Annotated in this window: 24 protein-coding genes; 5 read left to right on the top strand and 19 right to left on the bottom strand. The window is 53.9% G+C overall.

Annotation, left to right across the window (positions count from 1 at the left end; all coding sequences use genetic code 11):
• Position 1: 1 nt before the first annotated feature.
• From L3069_RS24940 to L3069_RS24920, 5 genes are all read right to left on the bottom strand, one after another.
• The gene (locus tag L3069_RS24940) at positions 2 to 733 is read right to left on the bottom strand and encodes a plasmid SOS inhibition protein A (protein WP_236901955.1); all 732 of its coding nucleotides are present in this window, start codon (positions 731 to 733) and stop codon (positions 2 to 4) included.
• Positions 730 to 1,164 (bottom strand): conjugation system SOS inhibitor PsiB, encoded by a 435-nt coding sequence (gene psiB, locus L3069_RS24935; protein WP_236901954.1) that lies wholly within the window; start codon positions 1,162 to 1,164, stop codon positions 730 to 732. Before psiB ends, L3069_RS24940 begins: the two co-directional genes overlap by 4 nt.
• A gap of 37 nt (positions 1,165 to 1,201) precedes the next feature.
• Positions 1,202 to 3,205, bottom strand: a complete 2,004-nt coding sequence (locus tag L3069_RS24930) for a ParB N-terminal domain-containing protein (RefSeq protein ID WP_236901953.1) — start codon at positions 3,203 to 3,205, stop codon at positions 1,202 to 1,204.
• Between the two features lie 67 nt (positions 3,206 to 3,272).
• Positions 3,273 to 3,638 carry a hypothetical protein gene (locus L3069_RS24925; protein WP_236901952.1) on the bottom strand — a complete coding sequence of 122 codons (366 nt, stop codon included), beginning with the start codon at positions 3,636 to 3,638 and terminating at the stop codon, positions 3,273 to 3,275.
• Positions 3,639 to 3,681: 43 nt separating this feature from the next.
• A complete protein-coding gene (locus L3069_RS24920) occupies positions 3,682 to 3,954 on the bottom strand; it encodes a hypothetical protein (RefSeq protein ID WP_236901951.1) in 273 nt (90 codons plus the stop codon).
• Positions 3,955 to 4,217: 263 nt separating this feature from the next.
• Between L3069_RS24920 and L3069_RS24915 the strand changes: the two genes are divergently transcribed.
• The gene (locus L3069_RS24915) at positions 4,218 to 4,562 is read left to right on the top strand and encodes a hypothetical protein (RefSeq protein ID WP_236901950.1); all 345 of its coding nucleotides are present in this window, start codon (positions 4,218 to 4,220) and stop codon (positions 4,560 to 4,562) included.
• A 414-nt stretch (positions 4,563 to 4,976) separates the two neighbouring features.
• On the top strand, positions 4,977 to 5,615 hold the full coding sequence (locus L3069_RS24910; RefSeq protein ID WP_236901949.1) for a hypothetical protein: 639 nt from the start codon (positions 4,977 to 4,979) through the stop codon (positions 5,613 to 5,615).
• A 43-nt stretch (positions 5,616 to 5,658) separates the two neighbouring features.
• On the opposite strand, the gene L3069_RS24905 is transcribed toward L3069_RS24910, so the two are convergent.
• The 12 genes from L3069_RS24905 to parM all read right to left on the bottom strand — a co-directional run bounded on the left by L3069_RS24905 (position 5,659) and on the right by parM (position 13,810).
• On the bottom strand, positions 5,659 to 6,420 hold the full coding sequence (locus L3069_RS24905; RefSeq protein ID WP_236901948.1) for a glycoside hydrolase family protein: 762 nt from the start codon (positions 6,418 to 6,420) through the stop codon (positions 5,659 to 5,661).
• A 696-nt stretch (positions 6,421 to 7,116) separates the two neighbouring features.
• Positions 7,117 to 7,314, bottom strand: a complete 198-nt coding sequence (locus tag L3069_RS24900; RefSeq protein ID WP_236901947.1) for a hypothetical protein — start codon at positions 7,312 to 7,314, stop codon at positions 7,117 to 7,119.
• A 50-nt stretch (positions 7,315 to 7,364) separates the two neighbouring features.
• Entirely contained in the window at positions 7,365 to 7,775 is a 411-nt protein-coding gene (locus L3069_RS24895; protein ID WP_236901946.1) for a hypothetical protein, read from the bottom strand.
• Positions 7,776 to 7,813: 38 nt separating this feature from the next.
• Positions 7,814 to 8,245 (bottom strand): antirestriction protein, encoded by a 432-nt coding sequence (locus L3069_RS24890; protein WP_236901945.1) that lies wholly within the window; start codon positions 8,243 to 8,245, stop codon positions 7,814 to 7,816.
• A 357-nt stretch (positions 8,246 to 8,602) separates the two neighbouring features.
• Positions 8,603 to 9,025: a DUF1380 family protein gene (locus L3069_RS24885; RefSeq protein ID WP_160890697.1), complete on the bottom strand. Its 423-nt coding sequence runs from the start codon at positions 9,023 to 9,025 to the stop codon at positions 8,603 to 8,605.
• A gap of 55 nt (positions 9,026 to 9,080) precedes the next feature.
• The gene (locus L3069_RS24880; protein ID WP_236901944.1) at positions 9,081 to 9,302 is read right to left on the bottom strand and encodes a hypothetical protein; all 222 of its coding nucleotides are present in this window, start codon (positions 9,300 to 9,302) and stop codon (positions 9,081 to 9,083) included.
• Positions 9,299 to 9,991: a DNA methylase gene (locus L3069_RS24875; protein WP_236901943.1), complete on the bottom strand. Its 693-nt coding sequence runs from the start codon at positions 9,989 to 9,991 to the stop codon at positions 9,299 to 9,301. Before L3069_RS24875 ends, L3069_RS24880 begins: the two co-directional genes overlap by 4 nt.
• A gap of 444 nt (positions 9,992 to 10,435) precedes the next feature.
• Positions 10,436 to 10,903, bottom strand: coding sequence for a hypothetical protein (locus L3069_RS24870; RefSeq protein ID WP_236901942.1), 468 nt, complete (start codon positions 10,901 to 10,903; stop codon positions 10,436 to 10,438).
• Between the two features lie 456 nt (positions 10,904 to 11,359).
• Positions 11,360 to 11,740 (bottom strand): hypothetical protein, encoded by a 381-nt coding sequence (locus L3069_RS24865; protein ID WP_236901941.1) that lies wholly within the window; start codon positions 11,738 to 11,740, stop codon positions 11,360 to 11,362.
• 156 nt (positions 11,741 to 11,896) lie between these two features.
• Positions 11,897 to 12,160 carry a hypothetical protein gene (locus tag L3069_RS24860; protein ID WP_236901940.1) on the bottom strand — a complete coding sequence of 88 codons (264 nt, stop codon included), beginning with the start codon at positions 12,158 to 12,160 and terminating at the stop codon, positions 11,897 to 11,899.
• A gap of 4 nt (positions 12,161 to 12,164) precedes the next feature.
• A complete protein-coding gene (locus tag L3069_RS24855; RefSeq protein ID WP_236901939.1) occupies positions 12,165 to 12,836 on the bottom strand; it encodes a plasmid partitioning/stability family protein in 672 nt (223 codons plus the stop codon).
• A 2-nt stretch (positions 12,837 to 12,838) separates the two neighbouring features.
• Positions 12,839 to 13,810, bottom strand: a complete 972-nt coding sequence (gene parM / locus L3069_RS24850) for a plasmid segregation protein ParM domain-containing protein (RefSeq protein WP_236901968.1) — start codon at positions 13,808 to 13,810, stop codon at positions 12,839 to 12,841.
• A gap of 230 nt (positions 13,811 to 14,040) precedes the next feature.
• On the opposite strand from parM, the gene umuD reads away from it, so the two are divergent.
• Together umuD and L3069_RS24840 are read left to right on the top strand one after the other, a co-directional pair.
• The gene (umuD, locus tag L3069_RS24845) at positions 14,041 to 14,472 is read left to right on the top strand and encodes a translesion error-prone DNA polymerase V autoproteolytic subunit (protein WP_236901938.1); all 432 of its coding nucleotides are present in this window, start codon (positions 14,041 to 14,043) and stop codon (positions 14,470 to 14,472) included.
• On the top strand, positions 14,472 to 15,743 hold the full coding sequence (locus tag L3069_RS24840) for a Y-family DNA polymerase (RefSeq protein ID WP_236901937.1): 1,272 nt from the start codon (positions 14,472 to 14,474) through the stop codon (positions 15,741 to 15,743). The genes umuD and L3069_RS24840 overlap by 1 nt, the downstream gene beginning before the upstream one ends.
• A gap of 1,014 nt (positions 15,744 to 16,757) precedes the next feature.
• Here L3069_RS24840 and L3069_RS24835 read toward each other — a convergent pair.
• Positions 16,758 to 17,732, bottom strand: a complete 975-nt coding sequence (locus L3069_RS24835) for a ParB/RepB/Spo0J family plasmid partition protein (RefSeq protein WP_088545116.1) — start codon at positions 17,730 to 17,732, stop codon at positions 16,758 to 16,760.
• Entirely contained in the window at positions 17,732 to 18,898 is a 1,167-nt protein-coding gene (gene sopA / locus L3069_RS24830) for a plasmid-partitioning protein SopA (protein ID WP_088545117.1), read from the bottom strand. The genes L3069_RS24835 and sopA overlap by 1 nt, the downstream gene beginning before the upstream one ends.
• A 746-nt stretch (positions 18,899 to 19,644) precedes the next feature.
• Between sopA and L3069_RS24825 the strand changes: the two genes are divergently transcribed.
• Entirely contained in the window at positions 19,645 to 20,655 is a 1,011-nt protein-coding gene (locus L3069_RS24825; protein WP_088545125.1) for a RepB family plasmid replication initiator protein, read from the top strand.
• Positions 20,656 to 20,887: the final 232 nt, after the last annotated feature.

Here is a 20,887-nt window from a genome sequence, read left to right as displayed (position 1 = left end):
TTCAACCGTTAACCACTTTGTGGTGCAGTTTGTTTGGAACCTGCCAGCGCTCGGCGTCCCGGATATGTTCCGGTGTCTCCCGGACGATGAACGGGATTTCATACATCAACGCATACAGCGGTTCACCGCTCAGGCGCAGCCAGTTCAGTTCTTTCAGCGACGCGAACCGCGTCTGCCAGCGCCAGAATGCACCCGCCAGCTCCCCCGCGTCGAACTCGTCGCTCCACCGGGTATACCAGGTGCAGACGGTTTCCGGGGACTGAAAGTTGATGTCGGTTTCAGCCTGCGCGAGCAGGTTCTGGCGTAACTTCCAGCGCTGGTCGAATTCACGGGATTCGCGGCGTATCTGTCGGGTGGTCTGGATACCCGCCCTGTGCAGTCTTCTGCCCATGCGGGTGTGCATGACTTCGGGGAACAGTTCGGCCTGTACGTCCAGCGTGAGCGGCAGCGGGCAGGCTTCTCCTCCAGTGGCAATCATCGTGTCCAGCGCTTCCTCGACCTGTTTCAGGTTCGAATGGCGGTTCTTTGGTACCCAGTTCAGACCCGGGATCTGACGTGCGACCGTGGCATTCAGGCGACCGCTGCCCGTGAGCACCCGCAGAAAGGTGCGCACATACGGCATGGCGGGCAGTCGGGAGCCGCGTTCGCGGGCGGACTCCACCTGGCTGATAGCCTGAATCGCGGCCTGACGGGCAGGTTTCAGGGAGACAAGGGCATGGGATGACGGGATCATGCTGTCACCTCCCCACTCATCAGGTTTGCCACGGTACTCGCCGTGCAGTTAAACCGGCGCATCCCTGCCATCCGGGCGATCAGCTGGCTGACCCGCTCAGGCTGGAGTGTCTCATTCTGGTACAGGGTGCGCACTACGGAGCCACCCGAAGAAAGAAGAACCAGAAGCCAGTACGGCGACACCTCACCAGGACTGCACACGCACAGGTGCCAGTCATCACTGTTATCCGCGCTGAAACGGCACTGTACCGGGAAAAAGCCCCCAAATTCACTGCGGTACTCGGCGCAGACGCGCCAGCCCTGCGGGACAGTCAGCAGGCCGGTCACGGCATCGCTGAGGGCGCGGCGTGCTTCCTCGCCCTGCTGGCGGATAAACTCCAGATCGGAGGCGGTCAGGGTGTTGATTCGGGTCAGATCGTAGTTCATGGTCATATGTGTTCCCGCCGCCCGAAGGCGGCGGCCTCCGGTGTCAAGCAGCGTGGTCAGTGTGGGTTTCTGTTGTCTCGTCGGCCTGAACCGCTGGCGCAGGGCGCACCATCCAGTCAGGCAACCAGCCCTGAGCATTCAGATCCTGTTCGGCGGCCTTCGCCGCATCGCGGCGCTTGAGCTTCACCACCTCACCCGCACGGGCGCTCAGTCCGGCTTCTTCATAGGCCTTGCCAATCTGGGCAATTTTGAGCTTGCCAAAGTAGCTCTCCGCATCAGGCTGCCACCATTTGCGCAGGTCAAAGTCCAGCGCCGCTTCCAGCCCGTCCAGTGAACTGACAGCCGTGTGGTTGTAAAGACGCTCCTGTAGCCCGTCGATACCGTGCGCCGCACAGAATCCCAGCAGGGTATTCACCTGCTCTGCTGACCATGACAGCAGCCAGGTGAAATCAAGATGCCAGCCGTCGGGGAGCGTTGCCTGAAGCGCCGCTTTCTGCTCTTTGAGCGCTGTCAGCGCCTTCCCTTCCTCACCGGAGGGAGCCAGTGATGCAAGATGATACTGATTCGATGACACTGAGGCTTTCAGCGGTTCGCTGCGTTTACCGTAGCTGCGGTCAAACATACTGAGGCACAGTGTCCACGTCAGCAGCGCCACCGACACATCGGGGCGACCCGCCAGTTCGGCCTGAACGGCGAGCGTGCGCTCGGCGGACATGGCCTTAACCAGCGTTGCCGGATAGGCGTCAGCGGGAATGTCAGGTGTGGTGTGTCTGATAACATTATTCTCACGCTCCTGACGAACCTGTTCTTCTGCCGCCCTGTCTTCGTCGGTCAGTCTGCGGATGCCTGGCTGAACCTGAAAACTGTCCCCGTCCCATGACACCCAGATACCGTGCGCGGCGCGAAACTCCGGCGTGGCTTCGCGGTAAGTCGCCTCGCAGTGAATATCGTCAATCTGCTGCTGAAGCTCGTATTCGTCGTCATACGCCGCACATCCTTCAATTGCATCTTCCAGCTCGTTAATACGTTGCTGTTCCTCTTCGGTCAGAACTGGCTCTGGCATGGCAAAACGATACAGTTCCCTGTCCTCGCCGCTGCCCCTGAGTTCTGTCATACGGAATTCAGACCAGCCCCAGCCCTGCTCCTGCTGAAGGCGGGCGGCAAGCACGGTGAGTTTTCCTGCCAGCAGGGATTTCACCATCGCGGCATCGGCAAAGGTGCTGTCCTTATCGCTGAACAGATCGGCTGTCAGCGTACCGCCAGCGGCGGTATAGGTTTCCTCGCTCACATACGCAAACATCGGGTGACTGATGGCCATTTTGTCGTCGGTGGCCATCCTGCGCAGGGTCTGTACAGAAGGATCACGCCACTGTTCAACAGCCTCTTTCCAGACCTGTTCCTGACGTTCATGGGTGTCCGCCAGCGTCAGCACTTCGCACTGTTCAAGGGAGATACTATCCCGCGCCAGCGCGTCCAGCAGGGAGGGCGCAAGGTTCGCCAGTTTCAGGCAGCGCTGGACGTGGCGCGGGTGGTAGCCCATCAGGGCGCCAATCTGTGAGGCGGTTTTACCTTCCTGCTCAAGGGTGCGAAAACCGATAATCTGCTCGGCAGGGTGCATGTTCTTGCGTCTGCCGTTCTCAATCATCGAGGCCGCCACCGCCATCTCCACGGGCAGGACTTTTACCGGAACAAACGGGGTTTCTGCATCGAGCACACCGCGCAGCACCAGAATGCCCGTCCCCCTGCGACGACCTTCCCCGCCGACAATGCCGATCGTGCCGTCCGGCAGTTCTGCACCAATCAGGTTTTGCAGGATACCCATTGCCTCAATGCTGCCTGCCATCTCTTCCACTTCCTGAACGGTATGCGGAATGATGCGCGTGTTCAGACTGGTAGGCGACAGGCGGGAGTAAGGGAAGATTTGCACGGGCGTGTCAGCGAGCAACTGAACGAGCTTCTGTTCAGTAGACTGCGCGATTTTTTCCGCTGACTTTTTAGCGGGGGTGGATTTTGCGGTTTTTTTTGCCGTATTATTGGTGGCGACCATGATTTTTACTCCTGTGTTTAAGTGATGGTTCGCCGTGGCCGGAGGGCTATCCGGTCACGGCACTCGATTAATCAGTGATGCGTTTCGGGTGTGCTGCCAGCGCCATAAAAGACGGGTAGCCATCGAGCACCTGCATCATGGCTTTCGCCCCTTCCAGCATCGCGGTATCAGATACCGTAGCGCCGTTCTCACACACGGAAATCGTTGCCACGATCCCCGATTTCACATCTGAAAAACGCTCATACGTGCGGTTACTGAACAGGACGCGCTTGCCCTCAGCCATGACCTGCCAGTTGTTGCAGTCATTAAAACGGGTGTCCACGTTGTCAAACTCGACCACATGGGTGTCGCTGGCCTGAATGCGCAGCAGCTTCACAATGTCATTGCTCTGCCCTACTTTTTTGCCCGACTGGACGGAATTAAGGTTCTGCATGGTTCCTCCTTCTGTGGGTTAAGGCCGGATATCCGGCCTCCGGTTACAGCTGCACGTCTCGCAGGTTGCGTTTCAGATCACTCAGAAAATCCGCTTCAAACGACCACGCGCGCCAGTTGAGCAACCCGTGAGTGCGGATCTCCGCCTGAATATCGCCATAGCGGTTCACCTCTGAGAGCGTGACAGTCACGCCCTCTTTCAGCGCAGTGGCCTGAGCCACGTATTCACGGGCGACCGTAACCGTGTCCTGCCCTTCCCCCATCTTCCTGGAAGATTCGGGAGCGGCGGTATTGACGTTGACGTTTCGTGTGTGCATCCTGGTTTTCTCCTGTGGTGATGATTGTCCATCTCCCTGGTGAGTTCTCTCGCGGCAAAGGGCAAAGGGAGCAATGGCGAAGGGAGGAAGGAAAGGGGCGATGACGAAAGTTTTTGCGGCCCTTCGCAAAAAGTTTTGGCGGCGTTCACTTCACCCCTTGTATGACGACCCGACGGTGCTACAAGCAGCCCTCCGCGTGAGGACACACGGGGGATGGCCTCACCGGATGAACAGGATGCACACACCCGACACGTCGGAACGGCGTGGCGACATTAAAGCGACGGCTACGCCGGCGCGGTGAAGGCGTTCCGGACGGCACGGCCGGAGAAGCCGCAGCTGTTGACCTCAGCCATCAGACCCTAGCGATAGCCCGAAACCCGAAGGGGTTCGGCGGAGACTGGCTGGTGCGAAGCAGCTGCCTGGCGGAGTGGGGCTCGACGACCGGACGGCGCAGCTGGCCGGGAGCCGAAGGGGGCCATCGCCCTGCCCCTCTTTTTGGTGATGGCCATCCTGGTGACGCTGGCCGATATCGCTGTGATTTGGCCGGAAATCTGACCCGGGATGATTTGAGAACGGTCACTATTAATGCTAATGTACGCATCCATTAGCATTAATAAACGGTGCATGAAATGGCTGAAGAAACCCAGACAGAACAGTAGCGGGCCTATTTTTACCGCAACTTTACGTACACCCGCGATCATCTGGTCAGAGACTATCTGGCCGAACTGCACAATTACCACGATGATTCCCGGGAATACTCTCAGCGGACAGCCCGTCTCTCCGCTCCACTCGCGCAGTGTTCACCTGTTGCTCTCTTTTGGCTGCTGCACCATATGGATTATCTCGCGTCGCAGCACATAAACATATGAAATCATTGCCTCCTCGTTAGCGGGTAAGCTATGGGACTTGAGTAGGTACTATAATCAGCAGAATTGCAGTGCTCCGATACCATAAAAAAGTTTTTTTTTAAAAAAAACCGAGTACATTTAAAGGCTCACAGCCTAAGAAAAGAAGCAGATCGAATGAAACGTTTTTTATGTGTTGCCAGCGCATTTCTTTTTAGTTCGACGGTGTTTGCCTCGAACGAACTTGAGATAAACGGATTGCCCTTAACACTAGTATTGAATGATAACAATATTGCAAAGGTTTCTTCATGTTCTGATTTCATCTCATTACGCAAATCAGGTGAAACTGTAAAAAACATCCTTGATATTTCTGAACCAGATTATGACCAGGCAAAAGCTGCCCTAACTGATTGTTATATAAATGCCTATGCAATCCAAAACGGACTGGTTAAAAAAGACGCGTCTGCACCATCGTTAAGTGACTTATTGAAGCATTTCCCAGCTTCTGAAAAATTAATTGTCAGTGATAATGAAAAGGAAGCGGTGCAAAAAAAATTCAATGGTGAAAGCATATGGGATACCTCACCAGATCTAGTGATGAAAGGTGATGTTTTACAATCTCAGAGTGACGATACAGGATACCGGTTAATATCCTACAGCACATATTCAAATAGGGATGGAAAAGATTTTAATATTGTAACCATCGCTGCGTTTACGTTACACGGAACATACGGAATCAGAAATAGCTACATCATTAAATCTAAAGAAGAAAAGATATGGAAAATACAAAAGGTTGATGAAAATAGCCCACTTTAATGATATGGCCACAGCCCTGTGGCCATTAGCTTTATTAAAATAATTACTTATCAGAAAGAAGCTGGTCGTGCGTATCTTTATTACGCGGGTTTCGACTGTCATCTAAACCGGTTCTATGGGACTCAGCCGCAGCAGTAGGCCAATCACCACGGTTTACAGCAGCGTTGAAATTAGGGAAGTTTGATTTTAATTTTGGAATGCCAATGTTAAATCCCATGTCGACTAAAGCTACTTTTCTGTCATTAGAAAATGCATCATAACCTGTATAAAGACTACGTAGTCCCGTCTCTGTTATCTGGACATCTTTGATACACTCCGATATGACAGCATCATTTGTAAGATGGATGTTCGGAATTGCAGAAGAATCCGCTGCATATTTATTAAATGCAGCCTTGATATCTCCAGCAGAGACACTTTTATCAACATCTTCGGCATTCCCATGCCCCTGATTAATAGTAGCGGTCTTCTTAAATGGTAATGCAGCAGCCATCTCAGCGGTAGCTAATAAATGACCAACTCCGACGGTAATATTACCACCGGTATCCTTATACATTTTATTCTTAAAACCCTCATGTTTTTTAAGATTATTGACACACATACTCATCAGAACACCGTTGTATTCCTTTGTTGTGGGAATATCGATTTTCGTGCTATCGCCAATCCCATCGTGACCATTACCAGCATTACCAGCATTACCACCAGTTCCGCCGCTAGAATTGTCTCCATCGTAGCTATGAATTGTACCGTATGGGGTATCATGGTCGTTCCAGCCAGTTCCCTGATTTGAAGTTTCTACACCGCTCATAAAATTCCTCTTTGACGTTCATTAAAATCAACAAAAAAAACAACTGTATATATATACAGTTTCACTACCTTACGCCTATCATAACCATGCAGTCAATAAGCTTTTTTAACTATTCCGCTATTTTTTAGCAGGTACCAATAGCGGGTGAACTAGCGTAGTAGGACACACGGGGGGATGTCCTCACCGGATGAACAGGATGCACACACCCGACACGTCGGAACGGCGTGGCGACATTAAAGCGACTGCTCTGCCGGCGCGGTGAAGGCGTTCCGGACGGCACGGCCGGAGAAGCCGCAGCCTTTGACCTCAGCCATCAGACCCTAGCGAAGCCCGAAACCCGAAGGGGTTCGGCGGAGACTGGCTGGTGCGAAGCAGCTGCCTGGCGGAGTGGGGCTCGACGACCGGACGGCGCAGCTGGCCGGGAGCCGAAGGGGGCCAGCTGCGGGATTCAGGTGTTTTGAGGGAATTTGCTGATCGGGTTTCAGAGCCGGAGACTACGCCACGCCACGCCACGCCACGCCACGCAGGACAGTATCTGTGACAATTTGCCCTCACAACATTTTCAGGGCCGTACTTTGTGCATTCCGGGGCGGAGTGAGGCAGCGCCGCAGGCGCTGTCCTTTCCGCCCGTCAGCCCGCAGGGATGACAGGGTTTTCGCGCGCGAACAGGCGGCGCCTCTGCCCCGCCCGATCCCGTTACTGACCGTCTCCCTTCCCGCCCTGAAGGATGAAGTGACCGCACAGGTATACGGCACACTGGCGGGTTGCTGATTCGCAGATCTCTTCCAGCACTTTTGCCGTGGTGACGGGGCTGAGTCCTGCCTCGCGTCTTCGTACGTTTATCAGTGTTTTGTACTGGCGCAGTATGGAACGGGTATCTGTTGAAAGCTGCATGGTGTTCTCCTCTTTCACTGGCAGCCGGAAGCATGTCTTCCGGCATCCTTTCAGGCCTCAAGCGCAGCGCACAGGCTTTGCATGATCTTAACTTCTTCTTTCAGGGTGACCTCTGAAGACACCCCTCCCTGCCCAGCGCTATCGGCGATGCGCTTCAGTTCACTGCCAGCCAGCTTCATCACCATTTCGAGAGAGGCCGCCGGAACAGTCACGGTGCGCTTCGCGCGGCGCTCGTCGAGCATGGTTTCAACAATTGCGTGTATCTGGCCAATGTCCGCACCACTTTCGAGACAGGAACTCAGCCGGCGCATGACTTCATCCAGATCCTCATTGTTCAGATCCCAGTCAACGCACATGCTGCGGATATCATTTCGGTTCCAGCTTGCGAAAACGTATTTCTCGCCATCAAGGTCGGAACACCGGAACATTTCAAGGGCGATTTCTCTTGCTGTACCAATCATCTCTTTCTCCTTAATTCGGGCGGCATCGCCGCCCATGGTCAGTCAAGCGCACGCCAGATGGTTGCGCTGGCGGGATGGTTTTCTGCGAAAGCCATCAGCTGCTCATGACGGCGGCAGAAGTGGCGGCACAGCTCCTCATGGTCATGGTTGCTGTGAAACCAGCTGCGGTGATTCAGCACCAGTGCGGTGAGGATGATCCCCGCCACTTCCCCGCTGACAGTCTGCTCAAACCAGTTATCCGGATTGCAGAAGGTCAGGCTCTCCACGTCCGGCGCCATATAACCGCTGCCGTCCGGCAGGCGGTAAAACTGCCAGAAGCCACCCTGATAATCGGGGCAATAACGCTGTGCATAGGCGTACACGGACGCCTCAGCGGTCATATAGTCGCCGCCGAACATATCGGGCAAAAAGGTCAGACGCTGCGCGCCCTCAAGACGAACGGCATCACAACAGGTCACGGTCTGGTTCATAGATCCTCCACGGTTAACATATTCTCGGTTCCGGCATCGCCGTGACGACACGACAGACCGGCGAAAAGCGGAGGACGCAAGGGCGACGCCGCAAGCCGCAGCGCAAAGCCTTCACGGGCTGAATGCACCGTGAAGGGTGCGAACGGGTGAGGACGGAGGCGTCAGCGAACCCTTGTGGCCGATGCGGCCGGGCTACAGTGAAGTCACGGCTATGCCGTCGCCGCACGGAGTTTCAGGGGAGTTTTACTGTCCCGACGCGGCCCGGCGGGCGGCGGCGGATAAAAGCGGAAGGCACTGACGTCCTTATTCGCTGTGGATGGCCACCGGTTGCCGGGGGGTATTTCCCCCGGCTCGTTATCAGGCCGCCAGTGCGTCTTTGAGCGCGTACACATCTTTTCGCGCGTTCTGCACGGACTCTGGCTCCGGCCGTCCGGCTTCCCATGCCTGTCCGGTACGACGCTCCAGCTCGCGTTCATAGTCGCGCAGGATGCGGGAAAGGAGGGACGCCGGCACACTGACCAGGCGGTTTGCCGCTTCACGCTGACGGGCCAGGAGGTCGCTGACGTCTGAATTCGTGACACCTTCACGGCGGTAATCCGCCATAGTCATTTCACCGATGGTCTTCATTACGGCGCGAATTTCGGCCACATCCGGTTCGGGCTGGTTTTCACGACAGGCCACGCTAATCCCCTCTTCCGTCCAGATCAGCAGGGTCAGGGGTTCGTCGAAAGTGAACATGTTTTCGAGCTGCACACAAAGTTCTTCACGGGTTCCGTACATTGTCTTTCTCTCTTTATCAGTGTTAACAGGCCGGGCCTTCGCCCGGCAGGGTCAGTCAGTCCTGAAAGGTTTCATCCAGTACCAGGGCTTCTCGGTACGCTTCCAGTAGCAGGGTGTTAATACGACGCAGACTCTGCGCGGCCATTCTTTCAGGCAGCGTGGCCGCATCATGGCGATGCTGAGATTCGAGACGGTTCAGCATCATGCGCACATCACACATGGCGTTACTCAGTGCGGCCACGTCCGCGCGCAGATCTTCAAGCCCGGGATAGTTCATGCGGCCTCCGGCCAGTCAGGATAAAAAACGCCGTCATTCGCAGCCGGTATTCTTCTCGCCCGTTCAACCTGTGCGAGACGGCGAACACCGGCGGCGTGGTACTGTTCCAGCATCTCGATACCGATATAGCGGCGGCTGGCTTCGGCGGCGGCTACGCAGGTGGAGCCGCTGCCGGCGAACGGGTCAAGGACAATTGCGCCCGGACGCGTAAGGGATTCAATCAGCGGGCGCAGGCTCTGCACCGGCTTCTCGGTCGGGTGGTGATGGTTGCCCGTGTATTTCCAGGGGATCACGTCCGGGATGGGACGGTCCGGTGTCTGCGGGCGGCCCTTCGCCAGCAGGTAGGCATTCTCATGGGTGTAGCCCACGAAGGTTGATTTGGAGGCGTAGCTTTTGGCAAAGACGACATGCCCGACAACGCGGAACCCGGCCGCTTTCCAGGCATTCAGGAACAGTTCTGCACGGTTCCAGGCGTAAAAGCTCACCATCAGACTGTCGTTTTTCAGGACGCGATACATTTCGTGGCACGCAGGCTGGAGCCATTCTGCTGAATTGTCCCCGGCCAGGGTGCGGCCGGTGCGGTCCTTATAGCCCACAAGGTATGGCGGATCGGTAAGAATAAAATCGACGGCACGCGCCGGAAAACGGGACATCACCTGCACGCAGTCACCCAGGATAAAACGGGACATAGACACACTCCTCTCTGATATGCGGCACCCTGTTGCGCCGTGCCGCCACAAAAACCCGGCTCTGAGCGGAGGGCGCAGGGGCGATGCCGCAAGCCGCAGCGCAAGCCTTTCACGGGCTGAATGCACCGTGAAAGGTGCGAACGGGTGAGGACATCGACAACGTGAACCCTTGTGACCGCAGCGGCCGGGTTAGCGTGAAGGCACGGCGCCGAACCCCGCCGCCGGCAAGGCGGCATAAACGCGGAGGGAACCGACACCCTTTGTGCCCTGAATTCCAGGACATGACTGCCCGGTGTCGTCCTGTTTTCGTGCGATATATGGCGGGTGAAAATGCGGGGGTGTTATGTGATCATCCGTCCTGAAACCCTCTGAAGGGTTTTCACTTCAAACGAATGGCATGATTCAGGGACACCTCCCTCCCCGGAAGGTGTCCATTTTTTTGTCTCAGAGCCCCTTCACCCGGTCAATGGCAAACTGCAGCGTGTCCCAGTTAAATCCAGTGCCGGCATCGTGGCTGCGGTTGCAGATACGCATGGCTTCAGCAATCTCCTCCGCTGTAAGGCTGCCATCAAGGGACAGAAAGTCATCTTCAAGCCAGAACGTCCCCATACACAGCGCGTCAGGCGGATACTGCTGTAGTCTCGCGATGAGCGCCGCCACGGTCACAACATCGCGACAGGCTGAATGAGGCGGCAGCACGCGATCGGCAATGTCATTCCAGCACCAGTCATCGTCCTCCGGAACCGTCGACCGGAGCGTGGTTTTCTCCACGCCCGGTAGCAGGGAAAGCTGCTCCAGAATTTCACCCAGGCAAAGTCGTTCACTGCTGGCATCCTCGCTCCCCAGGTAATGGTTGTTGATATACACGGCAAATTCGCCGTTATTCAGTTCAATACAGGTCAGTCTGAACATGGTTATGTCCTCAGCATCCGGCACCTGTCTGCGCCGTGCCGACACAAAAACCCGGCGGAAAGTGGAGGACGCCAGGGCGATGCCGAAGCCGCAGCGCAAGCCCTTCACGGGCTGAATGCACCGTGAAGGGTGCGAACGGGTGAGGACGGAGGCGTCAGCTTCCCTGGCGGACGAAGCGGCCGGGTTAGCGTGAAGGCACGGCGGTTTCAGGAAGGAGGACGGGAGAGGAAAAAAATAAATTTAACTTAGAGAGGGAGTGGAATTTACTTCACACAGGGGCATTTTATAATTGTCGAAAAAAATAAGCCTTCAGATTTAACGGCAGGACTGAGATGTCACCCTGCCGTTTTTTTTAGTCCTGAAGAGAACAATGCAGGATAGAGGGTTACAGGATTGAGAAAATGAGACGGTGCCAGCCGAAGACAGAAATCTGGAAGTTGTCAGCTGGCACGAAACTTATTTAGCTGTACTGCAGGCGGAGACTAACGATGATCGGAGTACGCGAAACTCAATTACGTCGTTACGCTCGAGGAGCCTGAGGGCATCTGGCGAACAGGTCATTGCAGCCTTCAGTGCCAGTGAAACAGCGAGGCTGCGGTAGCGGTTTTGCAGCTCGGTGGGGGTATCACCAGGCACTGCGCCAGAGACTTGCAGGTACGCTTTCCATGCATCTGTCTGGGCCAGAGCATCACGTTCCACGGCTTCGAACTGGGCTTCACGTTCCTTTTGCTTTTGCATGGCCATCTGGTTAAGAACCACCGATGTGGCAGCGGCATTCACCGCACCAGGTATTGCCACTGTGAGCGCCACAAACAAAATTGCAGTATTACACTTCATATGCCCTCCTCATTGTGTTCATCTCCCTTATGTCCTGACAGTTCAACAGCTTCTTCCTGATACCGGCTTCTGATAGCCGTCAGCGTCAGCCCCGCTATTTTAACCTTTTGCATCAGTCTCCCCAGGCTGTCTGGTTACCATTCTGGATGATGTTCTTCAGGATCGGTCCTTCGCCTTTTTATCGTCAAAAGCCAGGAGAACCCCGAGTCCGATAAGTGAGGCGTAGCAGACCTGCATCACGATAGTCACCGGAAGGGAGATGTTATCAACCAGAACCCCGGGAACGACGACAGCCACGCCAGCCAGTATCATCCCCCGCCCAATCTTCTTCACCCGGTCAGGCCACTGAGACTCAGGCACGTTCCGGGCACGCAGAAGGTTGTGAATGAACTGCACTGTTGTTCGTTTAATCACTGACATGTTTTTAGTCTCCAAATGCCCGTCGCATGTTTTTCTTTATTCCAGCTGTTTCCGCTCCGGGTGATGTGGTGACGGGCGAAGCCGCATTTTCCGTCTCTCCCGCTTCGCTGATGCCCGCGCCGCCAGGTTCTGCGCGAACCATCTGCCGGACAATGGCCTGTAACTCACTGACCGTAGCCGGTGGCACCGGCAGGCTGGCCAGCAGACGCGGCAGCTCCGGCGCAGTGGTGTGCAGTGCCAGCCCGGTGATAATGAGGTTTCTCAGCAGATCGCCGCGCAGGCGTGACGATACCCCGGCCAGCAACTCTTCAACCCGCTTACTGCTCCGGTCATCCTGAAGCGCGAGCGTGTAGCGCCTGCGTTCCCTCTCAGCAGGCATTTCCACGGACAGTTTCCGGGTATCAGGCTCGTCCGGTAACCCGGACAGGGATGACCAGGTTCCGGATACCATTGCCATCACGGCGCAAAGCCGGACGGCGCTGAGCTGGCCGTCAAAGAACACCGGGATTAGCGCAGGTAAACGGGGATCAGCCTGATACACCACCGCACCTGCGGTGGCGACTGTCCGGATAAATTCACCGCGCAGTGGCTGCGAGATGGTGTTTATGGTCGCCATCGCCGCGATGTCGGTGCGATCATCACTGTGCAGATAGAAAGAATACAGGCCGTCCGGCACGTTTAGTCCTCTTTATTGTACAGGGCAATCTCTCTGGCCAGCGCCAGCTGGGGATCGCCAATAACCTCGATACGTTCAGGAGCCAGAGGCCAGGCCTGACGTATCGCCTCTTCGATCAGGGAAGCCCCTCCCCCGACCAGAAATACCCGGTTCACGTTCCTGAAGGCGGTCAGCTCGCTGGTCACGCGCGCACCCAGTGCGGCAATCGCTTCGGCTATTTTTCCCCGGACGTAATCAATCTTTTCGGCATCGTTGATGACCCGCTGTAAATACTCACCATCATCCCGGTTACGGATGACACTGTCAGCAATCAGGGCGCTGGTTTCACTGTCTGCTGCCCGCAGTGCACCTGCGGCTGCGCGTGTCACCAGTGAAACACCGACAGACGGGTTACCATGTACCGCACTGATATCATCAAACTGACCAACAATCACACCCGCATCGAGCGTGGTTCCGCCGAGATCGATAATCAGCGTGGTTTCACCGGCTCCGGGCTGAAGCTGGGACAGTCTGGTAAACGCTGCCGGCAGTGATTCCGGCATGACCTTCACATCCGTCACGGTGAAGGCGCAGCCTTTGTTGAGTGTCAGTTCCCGCATGAGGTTCTCCCGTTTACGGCGGATATTCACCTCATTGCGCTGACAGTCCTGATCGTAATACTCACTCAGGGGCAGCGTGACCGTCAGGCTTACCGGCTGCGGCACCAGGCCACTGTTCAGCAGAGCATGGTGAACAGCCAGCAGGTTAAGATCGCCGTACTGATAGTCCACGTTCGTCGTCGGAATCGCATCCCGGCTTACACTGTCCCACGTGTATTTCAGTGGCCCCACCTGATAGTTGAACGTTGCCGCACTGAATTCCGCCACTTTCCAGCCGTGCCGGAATGAGTTTGCCGAGATCCGGGTCTTCAGTTCATCACCTTCAAACCATGCCAGCTTAACATTTGTTGAACCATCATCGCAGAAAATCTTCATCATTATGCACCATTAGTTACACTCAATTTGATACTAATTATAAGAGCAAAATGAAAAAAAAGCTATATTTCTCAAATTGAGACGATTAAAAAAATCATAATGATAATAACCATCAATTTGAGTAACTTATGCGCCTCACATAGTTCTTAATGCGGGCCTTCTGGATTATCTTTGCCTGGTTAAATATACTGTATGTGTATACAGTGTTTTTTTTTTAGTCAGGAGGTAACATGAAGCTACAGCTTTTTAGCCCCGGGACAGATACCCCGCCACAGGCCCATCCGTTTTTCGCCGATCTGGCCAGCTGCGGTTTTCCCAGCCCTGCCGGCGATTACATTCAGTCAGATCTGGATCTGCATGAGTACTGCATACGCCATCCGAGCGCGACTTATTACCTCAGAGCCAGCGGAGACAGCATGGCTGACGGCAGCCTTTACAACGGCGATCTGCTGGTTGTGGACAGTGCGGAGAAACCCCGGCACGGCGATATCGTTGTGGCCAGCGTTCAGGGGGAATTTACGGTCAAACGGCTCCTGCTGACGCCACGACTGACACTGCAGCCCATGAACGCCACCTGGTCCCCCATCTATCCGGACCCGGACGAACTGGACATCTTTGGCGTCGTCACGCACATCATCCACCGTCCCAGGGAGATGTACTGATGTTTGCCCTGGCCGATGTGAACAGCTTCTATGCCAGCTGTGAACGTGTTTTCCGCCCGGATTTAAAAGGGAAACCCATTGTCTGCCTTAGCAACAACGACGGCTGCGTGATCGCGAGAAGTGCCGAAGCGAAGCCCTGGATAAAAATGGGCACCCCGTGGTTCCAGATGAAGAACGAATGTTACCCTGAAAAAATATTCGTATTTTCAAGTAACTACGAGCTTTACGCTTCGATGTCAGCGCGCGTGATGAGCTGCCTCGAGGAGCTGGCGCCGAGGGTGGAACAATATTCGATTGACGAGATGTTCCTCGATCTGAGCGGTGTGTCGCATTGCATGGACCTGGAAGATTTTGGCCGGCAGCTGCGCCAGCACGTGTATGACTGTACCCGCCTGACCATCGGCGTGGGGGCCGGACCTACGAAAAGTCTCGCAAAATCAGCCCAGTGGGCCTCCAAAGAGTGGAAACAGTTCCGGGGCGTGCTGGCCCTGACGCGGGATAATCCTCAGCGAACCCGTAAACTGCTGTCACTTCAGCCGGTCGAAGAGATCCGGGGCGTGGGAAATCGCATTGCACGCAAGCTTAATGTACTGGGTATCAGGACCGCACTTGATCTGGCCCTGACGAACCCGGCCTTCATCCGGAAAAATTTCTCCGTGGTTCTCGAGCGAACGGTGCGCGAACTGAACGGGGAAAGCTGCATGTCGCTTGAGGAATCACCACCAACGAAACAACAGATTGTCTGTAGTCGCAGCTTTGGCGAGAAGATCACGGAGTACGATTCGCTCCGCCAGGCTGTCTGTCAGTACGCAGAACGGGCCGCTGAAAAACTGCGTCAGGAGCACCAGTATTGCCGGCACATTTCCGTTTTCGTCAAAACGTCTCCGTTCGCCGTTAAAGAGCCTTATTACGGCAATGTGGCCACGGAGAAACTGCTTACCCCCACTCAGGACACCCGGGACATTATTGCGGCCGCCACAACGGCTTTGGAGCGCATCTGGAAGGATGGCCACCGGTATGCCAAAGCCGGAGTGATGCTGAATGACTTTACAGGCTCAGGTGTTTCGCAGTTGCAGCTGTTCGACGAACGGCCACCACGTCCTCACAGCGCTGAGCTGATGAAGGTTCTTGATGGTATTAACCATTCCGGCCTGGGACATGTCTGGTTTGCCGGACGAGGAATTGCACCTTCCTGGCAAATGAAACGCAATATGCTGTCCCCTGCGTACACCACCTGCTGGAAAGATATCCCCATCGCGAGGATCAGTTAAATTTCGCCTTTCAGAGAGAGCCAGTAGTGCTCGCCGCAGCTGAACGACAGGGCGAAGCCCGCGAGTGAGCGAGGAAGCACCAGGGAGCACCAGGGAGCAGAACGAACATAATCTACTGACGCGCCGTATGCAGGACCAAGACAAAACGCCCTCAATATGGATGATGATAACCGATTACTGAATAGAATGGGGCCATGGTCCCGGTTCCTTCCGGAGCGTGCAGCGAGTAATCCGGCCGGGCAACCGGGTGGCTCATGACACTGTGGTGCATAGTGGGACCGTGGTCCCAGTTCCTTTTGGAGTGTGACGTCAGCATTCCAGCCGGACAGCCGGGTGGCTCATGGCACTGTGGTGCATGGTGAGACCGTGGTCACAGTTCCTTTTGGAGTGTGACGTCAGCATTCCGGTCGGATAACCGGGTATGTCATGGCTCTCTGATGCAAGGTTGGACCGTGGTCCCAGTTCCTTTTGGAGTGTGGCGTCAGCATTCCGGTCGGATAACCGGGTATGTCATGGCTGTCTGGTGCAAGGTGGGACCGTGGTCCCAGTTCCTTTTGGAGTGTGGCGTCAGCATTCCGGTCGGATAACCGGGTATGTCATGGCTGTCTGGTGCAAGGTGGGACCGTGGTCCCAGTTCCTTTTGGAGTGTGGCGTCAGCAATACGGTCGGATAACCGGATATGTCATGGCTCTCTGATGCATGGTGGGACCGTGGTCTCAGTTCCTTTTGGAGTGTGGCGTCAGCAATACGGTCGGATAACCGGGTATGTCATGGCTGTCTGGTGCAAGGTGAGACCGTGGTCCCACTCAGTTCTCTGACTTATTAAACATCTGCGGAAGCCTACTGTAGATCGTTTTATTTCCATTACATTCGGGCGGAAAAGAGTAAAACAGATTTTCTGAACAATATTGGACGGACTATTTCGGGGGGATACTGCTTGGGATATCTATATCCCGAAGCAGCATGTAAGACAGGAAAGAAACCAGAAGTGAATTATGGGGATTAAAGGCATCACTACGCAGGCTGAATCTGTTGTAAATCACGCAGTATGCTTTCAATCTTCTCGATACACTCGGCAGGTAAACGTGATTTATCGAGATTGAAAATCACCTTATCGCCTTTATAAAGGGCTGTCGCACCGGGTACAAACTGATGACGGGTACTCAGATTAACTTTTTTACCGGATGGCTCTTTCAGTACTTCCATAAGTAAGCCGATGACTTCTTCGGGTTCAAACATAACACCGGCAGTTTTTTGTTCATGAAGTTGCTGCATCTGTTGCAACAATAACGCCTCTTTGCCTGAGAACGCTTTGTACAGCGCCTCACCGGACCGGGCGGAAAGTTCACCAGGATGAGTAAAGAGGGCAACCACGGATTTTGGTAACAGGGCCGTATTTATGCAGCGCGTGATGATTTTACGGGAAATATTCTCGGCATCTGCCAGAGCGGAGACATTGCCGTTAAATTCATTTTCCAGCCGAAGTGCGTAGCGTTTGCCCCGCTCATAAGCACTGACAGGTCGGTAATCATTACCCAGCCGGGATAATGCCATCATCTGTGCGTCATCGAGATCCCCTACGAGAACCCGGTAATCGGAAGAAGTCAGTATGGCGGCTTTCCGGCGACGACTGCCATCGGCAACCTCGATAACGCCTTCCACCCTCCGCCCGAACGCCGGTGTCTGCTGCCCACTCAGGAGAAAAGAGGGGATCAGATCATCAAGTGCGTCTTCGGTCAGTAGTTCCTGGTCACGTTCATTACCTGACCAGACTCTCGATGCCGTTTCAATACTCTCGCCCGGGACAGTTTCCAGAATAAATTTCACTTCCCGGCCACAAACCGGAAGCAGAATGGCATTCCCGCGGGCCATGGCTCCCACCCGTGCAATTAATGAATCAACCATCGGTGCAGCAGGTGCCGCTGACGGATCAGTTTCGGGACGGATATCTTTTACGGTATGTTTTGGAATGACTGGTGCACGTTTCATTATCTGATCTCCCAGCGAGGTTTAATCAGGCGATCAAAAATTTCGTTACAGACAGGCTCCCAGATAGCCAGCGCATTTCGCCAGGCTCCTGTAGATGAGCGCTGATCGATAGCCTGCTCAAACACCGTTCTCATACGGATCTGACCTTTACCGACCTCGTCGGTCTCGCGTACAACGTTTTTCAGTACCATGCTTCCCCAGGCATCGCGGATCTGTTCTTCCATCCAGGGTGACTGTGAGCCATTGTTATTGCTGTACTTGGTCAGAAGAATTCTGACGTCAGGTTCAAAACCCTGCAGGTCCACGTTTTTTAACAAATCGCGCAGCATGTCAAAAAACTGAAGGGCAGAAGTGTAATCGAATAACTCTGCTGGCGTTGGCACGATGAGCACATCCGCAGCACAGACGACATTGATGGTGCCAATACCGAGGTTAGGTGCACTGTCGATAACAATGACATCATAATCATGAGCCACCGTTTCAATGGCCAGGCGAAGCATCATGTGGGGTTCTGTCGGTAATTTTCCGTCGTCATACCGACCCATAAGCTCAGTTTCGATACGATGCAGCGCCAGGCAAGAAGGAATAATATCAAGTCCAGGCCAGCAGGTGGGTTTTACCGCATAGGCGACATCATCACGCTCACCAAGATAAAAGGGAAGTAAGGTGTCTTCGGCATGGATGTGCAAATCAGGAACCCAGCCGTGGTACATGGAGGCGGTACCCTGAGGATCGTTCCCTTCCACAAGCAGTACCCGCAGTCCTTTCAGTGCCAGATCCTGTGCCAGATGTACAGATACAGATGTCTTATAGACCCCCCCCTTATGTGCTGCCACTGCAATGACGGGCGGAACGCTGTCATCAGGCCGCCGCAGGCGGGTGCCAAACACATCCCGCATATGGTTAATCTGTTCGATCGTGTAACCCACTCTCTGCTCAACCCGGCCACGCATTTCCATGTCCGGGTGAGGGAGGCGACCTGCTTTTTCTGCATCACGAATAGCCTGGGATGAGACACCAATTAAATCGGCAGCTTCTCCCACACGCCAGCGACGCGTAATTTTTCTTGCCTCAGGGCTGTCATCATTGAACTGAGCAACTGCAATAGCTTTCGTCATTTCGTGGCCGGCTGCTATGCACTGATCGAGCGTATTCATCAATCCCATTGTACGTTCCTTGAACTCAACTTTGCATTGATATATTAAATCTTGATAAAACAAGCAAAGCAACACTAAATTTGCAAACCTAAGCTAAAAATGCAAAGTTGGTCAATATGTGAGTATATGTAAGTCTGAAAGCATTCCTCCAGGTTTGACTGGCATATCTCAGTCAATATCTGCCGCTCGCCGCAGTAAGGATACGAACGAAGATCGTATTCGTCGAGGAAGCGGAATTGCTGCGTAATCATATGATCCACTGACGCTCTTTAGCTGAAAAGGGTATGGGATGGTGGATTTAAGATTTTAAAAATTGACTGTTATATGCAGTATCTTGACTATAGCGTGTAAGATATCTGGAAACGTAAAGGGTGACCGGTCGCTCTGCTCTGCATACCACTGTCAATATTAAAGTGTTTCGGTAATGTTCTTTTCCTGTTTAGCCAATGACTGGAATGCGTAATTTGTGTTGTCCTGTGTTTTTACAGGGCTCTGCTCAGGTTATTCATAGGGTAGATCCAGTAATTGATCCTTAAGGAGATCATAGTGAGATCAAAAAGAGATCCCCGGATCGTGCTGTGCACCGATATTACTGGCCTGAAGAGGGGGCATCATTTACTGAGGTATGTCATATCTTGACTGTTGTGTGCAGTCTCACATATTGCGGTATGCATTTGTATTAACTGGGGTATGTATTTCCGTTGACTGAGATATGCGTATATACTTGCTTTTGTGGATAACTGTCGGTGTTTAAAATGGCTAAGGAAAATAATGAGTTACCTCTGAATCTTGAGGAGGTGAACAAAACAACAGGTGAAGTTGTTAAGCTGGATGTTAACAGCGCCAGTACTGTTCAGCCTGTTGCGCTCATGAGGCTTGGTCTCTTCGTTCCTACGTTAAAATCGACGTCCAGGAGCAAGACTAACCGCAAAAACGTCACTGATGCGACTGAGGAGCTCGTACAGCTCTCTATTGCCAAAAGTGAAGGGTATACCGATGTCAGGATCACAGGATCGCGTCTTGACATGGATACGGACTTCAAAGTCTGGCTTGGGATCATTCGTTCGATGTCTGAGTGTGGCGTCAAAAATGACACACTTGAATTATCCTTTGTCGAATTCGTGAAGATGTGTGGTTTCGATTCCCGCCGCTCAAACCAGAAAATGCGTGACCGGATCAGCAATTCACTGTTTAAACTTGCGTCAGTAACCCTCAAATTTCAGAGCGAGACGAAAGGGTGGACAACACACCTGGTACAGTCCGCTTATTACGACATCACCGAGGATGTTGTTGAGATCAAGGCGGAACCTAAACTCTTCGAATTGTATCACATGGACAGGCGGGTTCTGTTGCGACTGAAAGCCATCGATGCCCTGCAGCGCAAGGAGTCTGCTCAGGCACTCTACACCTACATTGAAAGCCTCCCACAGAATCCCGCTCCTATTTCCATGAAACGCATGCGGGACAGACTGAACCTGACGTCAAACGTCTATACGCAGAATCACACGGTTCGCAAAGCCATGATGCAGTTGAAGGATATCGGTTATCTGGATTACACCGAATTCAAACGTGGGCGCTCCACATACTTCAGTGTGCATTATCGCAATTCAAAACTTATCAGCAGCACGGTGAAAGTTCCGCGCAAGCCAGAAGAAGAAATACCTGAACAGAATTACGATGAAGTGATTAACGCCCTGAAAGCTGCTGGAATTGATCCGCAGAAACTGGCAAAAGCCCTCGCCAGCGTCAAGCCCGATAATGACTGAGGTATGCAGAATTACATCTTATTGACTGTGGTATGCAGGGCGCATACCACAGTCAATAATTCTTCCCGGCAAAGACCCTACTCTTTATCCATTAAATTGACTGTCGTATGCAGATTTGGCTTCCGGAATGCAAATATTGACTACGGTATGTGATGAAGGTGGGTTCCTGTCGCTTACATTGACTGAGGTATGTTCGCGGGCACACCTCAGTCAATATCCTGCGAGGTTGATG

Source organism: Enterobacter cloacae complex sp. ECL411, from assembly GCF_021869665.1.
GTDB classification, from domain to species: domain Bacteria; phylum Pseudomonadota; class Gammaproteobacteria; order Enterobacterales; family Enterobacteriaceae; genus Enterobacter; species Enterobacter intestinihominis.
The sequence above is the reverse complement of the archived record's forward strand: the minus strand, read 5'-3'. Positions and strand labels throughout refer to the sequence as shown.